The sequence below is a fragment of the Phreatobacter sp. GW821-FHT04C01 genome, assembly GCF_059420385.1.
In genome coordinates this window covers 63,647-76,430 of sequence record NZ_JBWKTP010000014.1, presented here as the reverse complement: position 1 = coordinate 76,430, position 12,784 = coordinate 63,647, and the positions used below count along the sequence as shown (strand labels likewise).

Annotated in this window: 12 protein-coding genes; all 12 read right to left on the bottom strand. The window is 69.0% G+C overall.

Annotated elements, in window-relative coordinates; translation table 11 throughout:
- Window positions 1-68: 68 nt before the first annotated feature.
- Window positions 69-368 (bottom strand): usg protein, encoded by a 300-nt coding sequence (locus AC07WJ_RS34130; protein WP_494939186.1) that lies wholly within the window; start codon window positions 366-368, stop codon window positions 69-71.
- 298 nt (window positions 369-666) lie between these two features.
- Window positions 667-2,193: a glycosyltransferase family 39 protein gene (locus AC07WJ_RS34125; protein ID WP_494939185.1), complete on the bottom strand. Its 1,527-nt coding sequence runs from the start codon at window positions 2,191-2,193 to the stop codon at window positions 667-669.
- Between the two features lie 16 nt (window positions 2,194-2,209).
- Window positions 2,210-3,313 (bottom strand): glycosyltransferase, encoded by a 1,104-nt coding sequence (locus AC07WJ_RS34120; RefSeq protein WP_494939184.1) that lies wholly within the window; start codon window positions 3,311-3,313, stop codon window positions 2,210-2,212.
- Window positions 3,314-3,634: 321 nt separating this feature from the next.
- The gene (locus AC07WJ_RS34115) at window positions 3,635-5,245 is read right to left on the bottom strand and encodes an NTP transferase domain-containing protein (protein WP_494939183.1); all 1,611 of its coding nucleotides are present in this window, start codon (window positions 5,243-5,245) and stop codon (window positions 3,635-3,637) included.
- A gap of 27 nt (window positions 5,246-5,272) precedes the next feature.
- Window positions 5,273-5,950 (bottom strand): XdhC family protein, encoded by a 678-nt coding sequence (locus tag AC07WJ_RS34110; protein WP_494939182.1) that lies wholly within the window; start codon window positions 5,948-5,950, stop codon window positions 5,273-5,275.
- Window positions 5,950-6,273, bottom strand: a complete 324-nt coding sequence (locus AC07WJ_RS34105; RefSeq protein ID WP_494939181.1) for an XdhC family protein — start codon at window positions 6,271-6,273, stop codon at window positions 5,950-5,952. The genes AC07WJ_RS34110 and AC07WJ_RS34105 overlap by 1 nt, the downstream gene beginning before the upstream one ends.
- Before the next feature lie 290 nt (window positions 6,274-6,563).
- Window positions 6,564-7,751 carry an FAD-dependent oxidoreductase gene (locus AC07WJ_RS34100; RefSeq protein ID WP_494939180.1) on the bottom strand — a complete coding sequence of 396 codons (1,188 nt, stop codon included), beginning with the start codon at window positions 7,749-7,751 and terminating at the stop codon, window positions 6,564-6,566.
- A 194-nt stretch (window positions 7,752-7,945) separates the two neighbouring features.
- A complete protein-coding gene (locus AC07WJ_RS34095) occupies window positions 7,946-9,139 on the bottom strand; it encodes a vWA domain-containing protein (protein WP_494939179.1) in 1,194 nt (397 codons plus the stop codon).
- A 7-nt stretch (window positions 9,140-9,146) separates the two neighbouring features.
- Entirely contained in the window at window positions 9,147-9,653 is a 507-nt protein-coding gene (locus AC07WJ_RS34090) for a hypothetical protein (protein ID WP_494939178.1), read from the bottom strand.
- 1 nt (window position 9,654) lies between these two features.
- Window positions 9,655-10,569, bottom strand: coding sequence for an AAA family ATPase (locus AC07WJ_RS34085; RefSeq protein WP_494939177.1), 915 nt, complete (start codon window positions 10,567-10,569; stop codon window positions 9,655-9,657).
- 350 nt (window positions 10,570-10,919) lie between these two features.
- Window positions 10,920-11,771 carry a DUF3108 domain-containing protein gene (locus AC07WJ_RS34080; protein WP_494939176.1) on the bottom strand — a complete coding sequence of 284 codons (852 nt, stop codon included), beginning with the start codon at window positions 11,769-11,771 and terminating at the stop codon, window positions 10,920-10,922.
- Between the two features lie 201 nt (window positions 11,772-11,972).
- A complete protein-coding gene (locus AC07WJ_RS34075; protein ID WP_494939175.1) occupies window positions 11,973-12,767 on the bottom strand; it encodes an FAD binding domain-containing protein in 795 nt (264 codons plus the stop codon).
- Window positions 12,768-12,784 lie beyond the last annotated feature (17 nt).

Sequence of the window (12,784 nt, the reverse complement as noted above, 5' to 3'; positions counted from 1 at the left end):
GGTCCTCGCAATTCGGCGGGACCATAAGGGGTCGCGCGGCAACTTGCCATGCCGAAGGCTGCGACCAATCAATGCAGATGTGTCAGGGTCCGCGCGATGGCGACGTCGCAGGGCCGAACCAGCCTTGCCGAGGCGACCCTGACCGTATGCAACCGGCCCTCCAGCGTGCGTTGCCAGAAATCGAGAAAGCGCTGCAGCACCGGGAAATGCGGCGCCTGATCGTAGTCCTGCCAGATATAGGCCTGCAGCAGCAGCGGATGATCCGGCATCCGGTAGAGAATTTCGGCGGTGGTCAGGGAATAACCCTCGATCTGGCGCAGAAAGTCGCCATCGATCGGCCGGGCCTCGCGTGGTGCGAGATGAAGCATGGCAGCCTCCATGATGCGAAAACGCATGCACTGCTGGCGCGCCGGTCTCTCCCTGTCTGTTGCCTGTTGCCCCCGACCGGTCCGACGAATTGAGCGGCCGACATGGTTACCGGAGGCTTAACGGCGCGTTCATCCGCCGGCCCGACTGAATACGAATGGAAACCCGTCTTGGTCCTGTCGGCCGCCGGCCGGGGCGCGCTTTTCATGAACGGCGGACCAAGCCACACGGGGAAACCGCGCCGATCCCAAGAGCTTGCGGCGGAATTCGGATTCTCCGCGCGAGACAGCGCCTGGAGCCTCAATACGGCGTGCCGATATCCGGAAAGCCGGTCACCAGCGGCTGCGACACCAGGAACAGCGACAGGGTGTCGACATAGGAGCCGGCCGAAACCAGCGACCACAAGGGCGGCCGCCAATGCCGCTCGACGCTGCCGGCCCGCTGGACGCGGCCGAACCGCCGGCCGAGCGCGTCGAAAACCTCGCGATCGCGCCGGCTCTCGGCCACCACCAGGATCGGCTGGCCGCGCAAGCGCGCCAGATCCGGCGCCGGTTCCATGGCGAAGCGCAGCCGCTCGTTGAGTTGCACCACCGGCGGCTTGCCGCTGCCGTGGAACCGCAGTTCGCCGGTCATCGTATAGGAGGCCGTGCCGATCGTGCCGGCACCGGTCTCGGCGGCGACGCGCTCGATGCCCGCGGCCGCCTCGCGCCAGCCGAACAACTGGGCGGTCGGATCCGGGTTGAGCGGCACGAGCCGCCAGAGCGCATGGGCCATGACGAACAGGCCGAGCGCGACGCCGGTCACCACGCCGAAGCGCAGCGAGCCGCGCAGCGTCGCGGCCCATACGCCATAGGCCGGGATGGCCCGGGCGCCCATGACTGCCGCGGCGATCGAGGCCGGCAGCAGGCAGGCCGTCCAATTGCCCTGGACCCGGTCGAACAGCCCATACCAGACGAGGTAGAGCAGCAGCGGCACGGTCGAGGCGAGAACCAGCGTGGCGCCCGCCTCGCGATCGCGCCAGGCCGCGCGCGCCGTGACGAACAGGCCGTCGAGCACCAGGACGCCGACCAGCGGCGTCAGCAGGGCCGCCTGGCCGGCGAAGAATTCCGGCACGAAGCGCGGGTCGAAAGCCTGCGGCACCGCGCGGCCGAACTGCTTGGTCAGCGATGCCCCCCCCTGCATCAGGTTCCAGGCCACCACCGGCGCCATCACCAGCAGGCAGAGCGCACCGCCGGCATAAGGCCAGGGCGAGGCGAACCAGCGCCGAAGCTCGGGCACCCAGGCGAGCCAGACGAGAATGCCGAGGCCGAGAAACACGGTGGTATATTTCGACACGAAGGCGAGGCCCACCGCGAGGCCGACGCCGAGCCACCAGGCGCCGCGGCCGGTCCGCCAGAGCTCGGCGAGCGCCAGCAGCGCCAGGGTCCAGAACAGCACCAGCGGCGTGTCCGGCGTCACCAGCATGGCGCCGGCGCCGAGAAACAGGGTCGCCTGCACCAGGCCGGCGCCGGCGAGCGCCGCGACCCGGTCGTCGGTCAGCCTCAGCACCAGGCGCCAGACGCCGAGGCTCGCCGCGGCGCCCAGGAGAACCGACAGCCAGCGCACGCCGAAGGCGCTGTCGCCGAACACCGCGGTGGAGGCGCGGATCAGCACGGCGACCATGGGCGGGTGGTCGAAATAGCCGAAGGCGAGGTTTTTCGACCAGATCCAGTAGTAGGTTTCGTCGGGCGACAGCCCGATCGTCCCCGCGACCCAGAGCCGGATCAGAGTCAGCCCGGCGACCAGCGCCGCGACCGTCGCGGCATGGCCGGCGCCGAGCGGGCGCACGGCAAGGGTCCCGGGTTCAGCGGCGCCAGACAAGGGCCGACGAGGCTGCATAGTTGAACACCGCGCCCATCAGCGCCCCGGCAATGCCGGCAAGCCACCATTCCGCGGCCTCGGCATAAAGCCAGCTGGCGACGCCGACATTGGCGAAGGCGCCGAGGCTGCAGACCGCATAGAACAGCACCAGGCCGACCAGGAAGCGCGCGCCCTTGAGCCGGGCGTCGCGATAGGTGATCTCGTTGTTGATCAGGAAGTTCGACGTCATGGCGATGAAGGTCGCCAGGGTCTGCGCCCATTCGAACTGCAGGCCGGAGCCGAGCCCGAGATAAAGCGAGGCCATGTGGACGGCGAGGCCGGTCGTGCCGACCAGGGCGAAAAAGATGAAGCGCAGCGGAATGAGGCCGCCCGACAGCTTGTTCAGCACGAAACCGAGATAGTCGAGCGCCACCTTGGCGTCGAGCTTGCTCTCACCGTGCACCCGCTCGCGAAACACATAGGGCACTTCGGCGAAGCTCGGCTTGGACGGCACCGAGGCGGCGATATCGGCCAGAATCTTGAAGCCGGCGGTGGCGAGCTTCGGCGCGATCTGCTCGACCAGCTCGCGCCTGATCATGAAGAAGCCCGACATCGGATCCGACAGGGGGGCCTTCAGGATCATGGCCGACAGGCGGCGGCCAAGGTCGGAAATGGCGCGGCGGATCGGCGACAGGCCCTCGTCCTTCGAGCCGCCCTCGATATTGCGGCTGGCGACCACCAGGTCCCGGCCGGCTCGGATATGCTCGAGCATGACCGGCAGGATGGTCTCGTCGTGCTGCAGGTCGGCGTCCATGACCGCCACCACTGGCGCCGACGAAGCCAGCATGCCCTCGATACAGGCCCCCGCCAGGCCGCGCCGGCCAACCCGCCGGATGCAGCGGATGCGCGGGTCGCGCCGCGCGATCTGCTTGACCACCGCCGAGGTGCCGTCCGGGCTGTCGTCGTCGACGACGATCATCTCCCAGGCAATGCCTGCGAGCACCCGGTCGAGCCGCGCGGCCAGCTCGGGCACATTGTCGCGCTCGTTGTAGCTCGGCACCACAACGGTCAGCTCGGGCGTGTCGGCAATTTTGGGGAAATCGGTCATCTGGCCGCGGGTGATAGCCTTCGCCCGTCCGCGGGGTCAAGCCGCGCGATGTACCGCCGGACGACCATCGCCCACGACCGGCGGCGCGATCGGTCGAATTGGCGGCTTTCCGCGCCCCGATCGTTAGGGTCAACCGGTAGGGTAAAGATACGGCTTTTGTTGTCAGCCGGGATGGTTCACGTCACGGTTGTTGCACCGAAGACGCCGCAATCGGCGCCGACACGGTCTCGAATTTACTCCGCGTCCACGGAGCGACAAATCCGGCCTCGAACCCCGTGTTCGAGGCCTTTTTTTGTTGTGCCGGGGTCATGGGCCCCGAGTTCAGCGGCCGATCTCGCCACCAGCCGCGGCCAGCGCCTCGGGCGTATCGAAATCGAGGTGGACGCTGTCGGTACCGACATCGACCTCGGTCACCGCGTCCGGATTGACTGCCAGCACGGCTCGCCCACCCTGATCGCCGGTAACCCTGCCGAGTTCACCGAAAAAACGCCGGCCCCAGAGGACGGGGTTGCCGCGCCTACCATCGGCGGTCGGCACCACCGCGTGATGCCCCTCGGCGGGTGCGAAAGCACCGACCAGCCGGCCGACCAGCGCGGGCTGGATGCGCGGCATGTCGCCGAGCATCACCACGACGGCGTCGACATCCGCCCCCAGTGCCGCGAGACCGGCCTTGAGCGAGGTCGACAAGCCCTCGGCGAAGTCTGGATTGTGAACGAACCGGACCCCGAGATCGTCGAGCGACGCCTCGACCGCATCCGACTGATGGCCGGTGACGACAACGACCTCGGCGAGCCCCGCGGCGAGCGCCGCCTTGGCGGCATGGCGCACCAGCGGCGTGCCTTCGAGGGTGGCGAGCAGCTTGTTCGGTCCGCCCATACGGGTGGAGCGTCCGGCGGCCAGCACCAGGCCGGCGATGCGCGGCGCGCGCGGTGCTTCGGCTTCGCCTTGGCGCGGCTGCGGACGGGATATGATTTCCATCAGAAGTCCTCCGACCCCCATGCCGGTAATATCCGCCTTGGACACCGGCAGGCCGGCCAGCAGCCGGGTCAGGACCCAGTCGAAGCCGTTCTCCTTCGGTGAGCGGGCGCAGCCGGGCGCGCCCAGCACCGGCACGCTGCCGAGGCGGCCGACCATCAGGAGGTTGCCGGGATCCACCGGCATGCCCAGATGCTCGATTTCGCCGCCCGCCTGTTCGAGCGCCGCCGGGATGACGTCGCGCCGGTCGGCAATGGCCGAGGCGCCGAACACCAGCACGAGGTCGACCTCCCCGGTCGCGCTGGCCGCGAGCGCCGCCTGCAGCGCGCCCGTGTCATGGGCAACCCGCCGCTCCGCGACAATGGTTGCGCCCGCCGGCTTCAGGCGTTCCTCGGTCACCTTCAAGGTCTTCTCGATGACCTTGTCGGCCAGGCCCGGCAGCAATGTCGAGATCACCACGATGCGCCGGCGGACGAACGGCGCGATCCGCACAAGCGATCGCGCCTCCACGGCGCGCTGAACCGCCGCGCCCGGCGCCGCATAGGGGATGATCTTGACGGTGGCCACCATCTCGCCCGGCTCGACCGCGGCGAAAGCCGGCAGCGTGGCGAAGGTGATGGCATCGTCGAGGCGATTGACCTGGTCGATGCCGGTGCGGTCGACCACCAGCACGCCGGCATGTTCGGCGAACAGATTGGCACGACCGGTAAAGGCCGGATCGACCCTCACCCCGCGCCCGCCGACCGCGGCCGCGATCCGCTCCGCCGCCTCGTCTTCCGCGATATCGCCGGGCTCGGCGAGCGCCACGGTGACGCTGGCGATGCCGGCGGCATGCAGCGCGGCGATTTCGGCCGCGCCGATCCGTGTCCCCTTCTTCAGGACGAGCCCGTTCGACTTGACGGCATGGGCGACGACCCCGCCCAGCGCCTGGTCGACCGCAACCGGGCCGAACCTCATGGCAACATCCTCACCTGGCGGTCCATTTCAGGCGATGCCCTGGCGCCAGGCCTGCGTCACCTCAGCCATGATCGACACCGCGATCTCGGCCGGGGTGATCGCGCCGATCGCCAGCCCGACGGGGGCCTTGATGCGCGCCATGGCCTCGGCCGAGGCCCCCTGGCCGGCAAGCCGCTCGAGCCGCCTGGCATGGGTTTTCCGCGAGCCCAGCGCGCCGATATAGAAGCAGTCGCGCGCGAAGGCGTGCATCAGCGCGGGATCGTCGATCTTCGGATCATGGGTCAGCGCGATGAAGGCGGTATAGCGGTCGACCTTCAGCGGCGGCAGCGCCACATCCGGCCATTCGGCGTGGACGACGACGTCGGGAAACCGCTCCTTGGTGGCAAATGCCGTGCGCGGATCGACGATGACCGGCTCATAGCCGAGCATGCGTGCCAGCGGCACCAGGGCCTGGCTGATATGAACCGCGCCGATCACCACCATCTGGGCCGGCGGCACCTGCACGGTCAGGAAGGTCCTGGTCTCGCCGACGACGCCGCTGCGCCCGGAGCGCAGGGCCTGACGGATCGGCGCCTCCAGCACGTCGCCGGCCAGCACGTCCTCGGTGACGATCCGCGCCGTACCGCTGTCGAGATCGGTCACCAGCACGGCCGCCTGGCGCGCCCGGCGCGCCGCGTTCAGTGCGGACAGAAGCTTCAGGTCCATCAGCCGACCTTTTCGACATAGACGGCGATGCGCCCGCCGCAGGACAGCCCGGAGCGCCAGGCCGTCTCGTCGGCGACGCCGAATTCCAAGAGCCGCGGCTTGCCCGAACCGATCACGTCGAGCGCCTCCGTCACCACCTCGCCTTCGACGCAGCCTCCGGACACCGAACCGAGGAAGGTGCCCTCCTCGTCGATCACCAGATGCGAACCGACCGGCCGCGGCGCCGAACCCCAGGTCTCGACGACGGTCGCCACCGCCACGCCCTTGCCGGATTTCGCCCATATTTCGGCCTGGGCCAGGATATTGTCGTCGGATGCGAGCATGGCGGCCTCCCGGGTCGCGTCCGAATCCCCGTCTTGGCCGGACTTGTCCCGGCCATCCACGAATTCAGATCGGTTGTCCCTAGAGATCGGACCAATCCGGGTTTTCCGCAAGGATGACCTGCTCCTCGCGATGCACCCATGCGTAAGGCGAAAGGTGCGGCCTCATCCCGGACGACACGCGCCGTTTCGCCGCGCGCCTCCGGAGATAGTGCCCGTCTTGGCCGGGCTTGTTCCGGCCATCCACGAATTCGGCCCCGCCGCCCGTATCGACCGTCCCGACGCCGCAGCCCCTACTTCGCCGAGAACAGCGCCGCGAGCCGTGCCACCGCCGCCTCGGATGCCGCGCGGTCCACCGTCGTATCGGCATTGCCGAAATCGCCGTCGGCCTGGGCCTGCACCAGGATGCCGTCGCGGCGGGGCACGACATTGAGGTTGTGGTTGCGGTAGACGAGGCCGTAGCTGACCTCGGCCTGCGGGATCAGCCGCGCGGTCTGGCCGCGGACCGGCACGAGCGTCTCGTCGCCCAGCAAGGCGCGCGCGCCGTAGCCGGTGGCGTTGATGAGCGTCTTCTCGCGCAGGTCGGCGAACTGGCGCGGGCTTTCGAAGGCGCGGGTTTCGATTTCGCCGCCGAGCCGCAGGAAATCGTCGAGCAGCAGCCGCGAATAGGCGCTGATATTGAAGGTCATCTGGGTGTAGCGCCGCGCGTAAGGCACCGCGAATGGGTGCTGCCCCGGCTCCAGGGCCTGCATCGGCACGCGGATGTCGCCCAGCAGGCGTCGCTCGAGATCGGGATAGGCCGGCTCGCGCTCGTCGCCGTGACGGCCCGGCTGGTCGAACGGCGTATCGGACAGCAGGTAGCCGTCGCGCCACTCGATCGGGCTGTCGGCGAGGCCGAGCAAGGTCTGATAGGTCCGGAACGACAGGCGCGCCATGTCCTCCCAGCGCCGCTCGAACGCAGGCGTCGCATGCTCCGCCGTGCAGATGCGCGAATCCGGCGACCAGACCCCGGTGGCGTTGAACGATCGGGTCTCGGGCGGCCGCTCCTTGGCGTAGATGCGCACGCGCAGGCCCGCCCGCTGCGCGACGAGCGCCGTGGTCAGGCCGATGGCGCCGCAACCGATCACCGCGATCCTGGTCTCGCGCGTCGCCTGCGCCAGGCCCACCGCCAGCGCCGCCGCGCCCCAGGACAGGGACCAGCCGCTGCCGCCGTGGCCGTAATTATGCACCACCGTCTTGCGGCCGATGCGTTCGGCCTCGATGCGCGGCCCTTCGGCGCGAAACGGCCTCGAGCAGACATTGATCGCGACGATGCGATCGGCGCGGGCCTGGATCGGCGCCAGCGACGGTGGCGGCGCGAAGGGCCTGGGCTGCGCGGGTGCCAAGGCCGGCGGCGGCCGGCTCTCATCGGCCGTCGCGGCGCCGCCGGACAGCGCCGCCACGGCAGCTCCGGCCCCATACAGGAAATGTCGGCGTTGCATGTCGATCCTCGGTCAAGAGCCGGCAGTCGCCCACCGGCTGCGTCGCGCCACCCGATCCCGGCCACACCCGGGCGTCCACCGCCCGCCGGGAATCGCCACGGCCGGACGTGACGCTTGGCGTCCAAGCATGGCGACCATGCGGCGAATTCCGGCCGGCGCAATGATGTCGCGATCGCCGTCGCGAAGCCCGGCTCTCAGGCCACCTTGAGCCACAGGCGCGGATCGTGCGAACGGTCGACCCGGCGCGCATCGAGCGCGGTCACCAGGTCGGCGACCGCCGCGATATTGTGGATCGTGCGGAACTCGTCGACATGCGGCAGCAGCGCGCGGATGCCCTGGGCCTTGGCTTCGAAACCGTCGAAGCGCAGCAACGGGTTGAGCCAGACGAGGCGCCGGCACGAGCGGTGCAGCCGGTCGGCCTCACGGGCCAGATCGCCGGAGGCATCACGCTCCAGCCCGTCGGTGACCAGCAGCACCACGGCGCCGCCCGACAGCACCCGCCGGGACCAGAGCTTGTTGAAGGCGTGGAGCGAGGGCGCGATGCGTGTGCCGCCGGACCAGTCCTGGACGGCCGAAGTGGTGGCGGCCAGGGCCTCGTCCGGGTCCTTGGCCTTCAGCGCACGGGTGATGTTGGTGAGCCTCGTGCCGAACACGAAGGCATGCACGTGCCGGCGCCGTTCCATCAGGGCGTGGATGAAATGCAACATCACCCGCGTGTACTGGCTCATCGAGCCGGAGATGTCGCAGAGCACCACCAGCGGCGGATGCTTGTCCTTGGGGCCACGCCGGGCAAGTTCGATGATCTGCCCGCCCTGCCCGATCGAACGGCGCAGCGTCCGCCTGAAATCGATGCGCGGGCCTTGGCGGTCCGGCGCCAGCCGGCGCGTCGGCACGGCGTCGTCGGGCAGCACCAGGGCCGCGACGCGCCGCTGCGCCTCGGCAATCTCGGCCGCCGTCATCTGGGCGAAGTCCTTCTGCTGCAGCACCTCGACGTCGGAAATGGTGAAGCGGGCGTCGACTTCCAGCTCCGGCCGCTCCACCGTCGTGGCCTCGGTGTCCTTGAAAAAGGCCTCCTGCAGGCGCAGCGACACCGGGTCGGGCTTGGCCTGCGGCGCATGCGCCACCGGCATCAGCACCTGCAGCAGCTTTTCCATCAGATGCCGGCGCTTCCAGAAGATCTCGAAGGCATCGTGGAAGACGATCGAATGCTCGTGCTTGCCGACGAACACCGCATGGAGCGTCCAGTAGAAATCCTCGCGCGAGCCGATGCCGGCCGCTTCGACCGCGTGAATGGCGTCGATCACCGTGCCGGGCCCGACCGGCAGGCCGGCGACCCGCAGCGCCCGGGCGAAATGCGCGATGTTCTCGGTGAGCGCATGCGGCATCATCGGCCTTTCAGGATAGCGGCCCGAGGAGAACGGCCCAGACCGGCGCGAGCGCGATCGAGCCGAGATTATAGACCGCATGGGTCAGCGCGACCGCGCCGAAGGCCAGCCAACGCCGGCCGGAGCGGGCGAACCAGCCGGCATATTGCCAGGCAAAGACCAGGAACAGCACGGCCGTCACCGGCGCCCGCGCCAAGGTGAGCGGCATATGGGCGGCCACCGCGACGACCATGACCACGCATGCAAAGACCGGCGCCGTCAGCCGCAGCTTGTCGACCGCCAGCCAATGGACCAGGGCCAGCACCGCCGTTTCGAGCAAGGGGGCGGCGATGACGGTCGCGAGCAGGATGACGGCGAGCGTCAGCGGCGAGGCCTCGGGCACCGGCGGCCGATAGGGCGTCAGCCACAGCAGGCCCCACCAGACCAGCGGCACGGCCAGCAGCGCGACGCCGATGACGATCGCCTTCAGCCAGGGCCAGTCGCCGGGCTCGCCGATCCCACGCAAAACCGCCGTCACCTCAGCGCCCCGCCCTGACCTCGTCGAGGATCATCTTGGCTTCCCCGCCCTGCATCTTGACGATGTCGTCCTGGTATTTGAGCAGCACGCCGAGCGTATCGGTGACGCCCTGCGGATCCAGGCCGACCGCGTCGAGCTCGGTCAGCGCGGTCGCCCAGTCGATGGTCTCGGCGACTCCGGGCACCTTGAACAGGTCGGTCTTCCGGAGCCGCTGGACGAAGGCGACGATGTCGCGGGTCAGCCGCTCCGGGGCGCCCGGCGCCTTGGCCTTGAGGATAGCCAGTTCGCGGCCGGCATCGGGATAGTCGACCCAGTGATAGAGGCAGCGGCGTTTCAGCGCGTCGTGGATCTCGCGGGTCCGGTTGGAGGTGACGATGACGATCGGGGCTTGCGGCGCCCGGATCGTGCCGAGCTCCGGCACGGTCACCTGGTAGTCCGACAGCACTTCCAGGAGGAAGGCCTCGAAAGCCTCGTCGGTCCGGTCGAGCTCGTCGATCAGCAGCACCGGCGGGCCGCGCCCGTCCGGCTCGAGCGCCTGCAGCAGCGGCCGCTTGACCAGGAAACGCTCGGAAAAGATGCCGGCCGTGAGGCTTTCCTGGTTCACCGTGCCTCCGGCCTCGGCGACGCGGATGGCGATCATCTGGGCGGCATAGTTCCACTCGTAGACGGCGGCGGCGACGTCGAGCCCTTCGTAACATTGCAGCCGGATCAGGTTGCGGCCGAGCGTTGCCGCCAGCACCTTGGCGATCTCGGTCTTGCCGACGCCGGCCTCGCCCTCCAGCAGCAGCGGCCGGCCCATCTTCAAGGCGAGGAACAGGACGGTGGCGAGCGAACGGTCGGCGACGTAGTGGCCGCGCTTCAGCAGGGCCAGGGTCTCGTCGATGGATGCGGGCAAGGCTGAGGGATGAACGGTCACTGAGGCACTCCGGCGCGGCCGTCACAATAACGCAGCCTGCGCCCGAGGCGCTATGATGTTCACACAAGTCTGAAAATCGAATGGGTTCAGTGCATTGGCTTGGACTGACGGCCCGTTGCACAGAGGTCGGTCGTCCTTCGAGGGTCGCTTCGCTCCCACCTCAGGATGACGGTTGTAGAGATTTGCAGCAGGCCCTGAGCGGAATGCGCGACAACGGCTGCGCTTCATGAGCAACATCAATGCATTGCACTCACTTCCCTCATCCTGAGGTGCGAGCGTAGCGAGCCTCGAAGGACGGCCGAGCTCGATGCAAAGCCCATTCCTGGCAAGCCGCCAAACAGCGTACAAACTCAATCCACAGAGACGCGCCGCCCTGCCGGCACGGCTGGACCGGCCGGCGCGCCCGGATTGAGGTCGAGCCTGGTCGCTTGCGCAATGCCGGTGCCGTAGCCGGTGGTCAGCGAGATGCGCGCCGGGATCAGCGCACGCGATCCCTGGATCGGCACCAGCGTGACCTCGGCCGAGCGCCGGCGCGCCGCCTGGATGTCCGAACGGTCGGCGCGATAGCCGGCGACCGGCTCGAACCGGACGCTGCAAATGGCGGCCTCGCCCTTGTAGCCGGCGATCTCGACCTGGCGCGTGGCGACGAAAGCGTAGATCAGGTCGAAGCGGACGACGCCGTTATAGATGCGCGAACGCCGCTCGCAGGCCGCCGCCCCGGTCACCGGGCCGGTGCCGCCGGCGATGAAGATGCCCGCCGACAAGGGATCGACGACGCCGCGCAGATGCTCGGCGGTCACCGGCGTCGCGCGGGTATGCGGCGGCTTGTCCGGATTGCGCACCACCGAACGGACATTGCCGTCGGCCATGCCGATCTGGGTGGTCTCGACCTTGCCGCTGGAATGAACCTCGACGTTGTAGTTCACCGGGATGGCGGAAGCGCCGGCGATGCGCCCGGTCGCCACCGCCGTGCCGGAACCGCCGGCGAACATGGCGGCGATGCCGGTCACCCGGGCATTCAGGGTGGTGCGATAGCTCGTTCCGTCGGTGGTCGACACCATCGTGCCGGTGCCGATCGGAATGCCGAGGAACGACACGGCATATTCGGCCGAGACCTGGCCGTTGACCGCGCGCGCCGGCCCAGCGGCGCCAAGCGCCAGCACCAGCGCCACCCCCGAGCATTGCAGCAAACGTCCGTTCATCTTCTGCCCCGCGGCGATACGGGCGCAGGCAGGCCCGCCGATCCGAAAACATGGTGTCGCGGCAACAGATTCGCCACAGGACTTGGCGATTTTGCGGCAGGCCATGCCGCAAGCCCCAAGCCTCCCGTGCGAGGCGCCTGACATGACGATGGCCGGGGCGGCTCGCCGCCGCCCCGGCCATCGCAAGATCGGATCGGGCGATCAGGCCGCCGCGGCCACCGCCCGGCGCGCCATGACGCCGATCAGATGGGCGCGATAGTCGGCGGAGGCATGGATATCGCCGTTCAGGTCGCCGGCCGAGGTCGCGATGCCCTCGAGCGCCTTGGCGTTGAAGCGTTTGGCGAGCGCCTCCTCCATGGCCGCATGGCGGAACACACCGTCATTGCCGGCGCCGGTCACCGCGACACGCACCGAGCGGCCCTTCTTGGCGACGAACACGCCGACAATGGCGTAGCGCGAGGCCGGATTGGGGAATTTGACATAGGCCGCCTTGCCCGGTGCCGGGAAGGCGATCTTGGTGATGATCTCGTCCTCGTCGAGCGCGGTCGAGAACAGCCCGGCGAAGAACTCCTCCGCCGCGAGCTTGCGCTTGTTGGTGTGAACGGTCGCACCGAGAGCGATCAGCGCCGCCGGATAGTCGGCGGCCGGATCGTTGTTGGCGACCGAGCCGCCGATGGTGCCCCTGTGGCGCACCTGCGGATCGCCGATATTGCCGGCTAGATGGGCCAGCGCCGGGATCGCCGCCTGAACGACCGCCGAATTGGCCACCTCGGCATGGGTGGTCATCGCGCCGATGACGACGGTCCGGCCCTTCTGCTCGATGCCGGAGAGACCGGCGCCGGCGAGATCGATGATCGCCTTGGGGCTCGCCAGCCGCTGCTTCATGGTCGGGATCAGCGTCTGGCCGCCGGCGAGCAGCTTCGGCTCCTCGGCCTTCTTCAGCAGCGCGACGGCGCCACGAACCGTGGCGGCCTTGTGGTACTTGAAAGGATACATCGTGCTCCCCCTGAACC

Coding starts and splice junctions, on each gene's coding strand:
- AC07WJ_RS34080 (WP_494939176.1), bottom strand. CDS start 11,771: ATGAACGGACGTTTGCTGCAATGCTCGGGGGTGGCGCTGGTGCTGGCG.
- AC07WJ_RS34130 (WP_494939186.1), bottom strand. CDS start 368: ATGCTTCATCTCGCACCACGCGAGGCCCGGCCGATCGATGGCGACTTT.
- AC07WJ_RS34110 (WP_494939182.1), bottom strand. CDS start 5,950: ATGGACCTGAAGCTTCTGTCCGCACTGAACGCGGCGCGCCGGGCGCGC.
- AC07WJ_RS34115 (WP_494939183.1), bottom strand. CDS start 5,245: ATGAGGTTCGGCCCGGTTGCGGTCGACCAGGCGCTGGGCGGGGTCGTC.
- AC07WJ_RS34095 (WP_494939179.1), bottom strand. CDS start 9,139: ATGATGCCGCATGCGCTCACCGAGAACATCGCGCATTTCGCCCGGGCG.
- AC07WJ_RS34120 (WP_494939184.1), bottom strand. CDS start 3,313: ATGACCGATTTCCCCAAAATTGCCGACACGCCCGAGCTGACCGTTGTG.
- AC07WJ_RS34075 (WP_494939175.1), bottom strand. CDS start 12,767: ATGTATCCTTTCAAGTACCACAAGGCCGCCACGGTTCGTGGCGCCGTC.
- AC07WJ_RS34100 (WP_494939180.1), bottom strand. CDS start 7,751: ATGCAACGCCGACATTTCCTGTATGGGGCCGGAGCTGCCGTGGCGGCG.
- AC07WJ_RS34105 (WP_494939181.1), bottom strand. CDS start 6,273: ATGCTCGCATCCGACGACAATATCCTGGCCCAGGCCGAAATATGGGCG.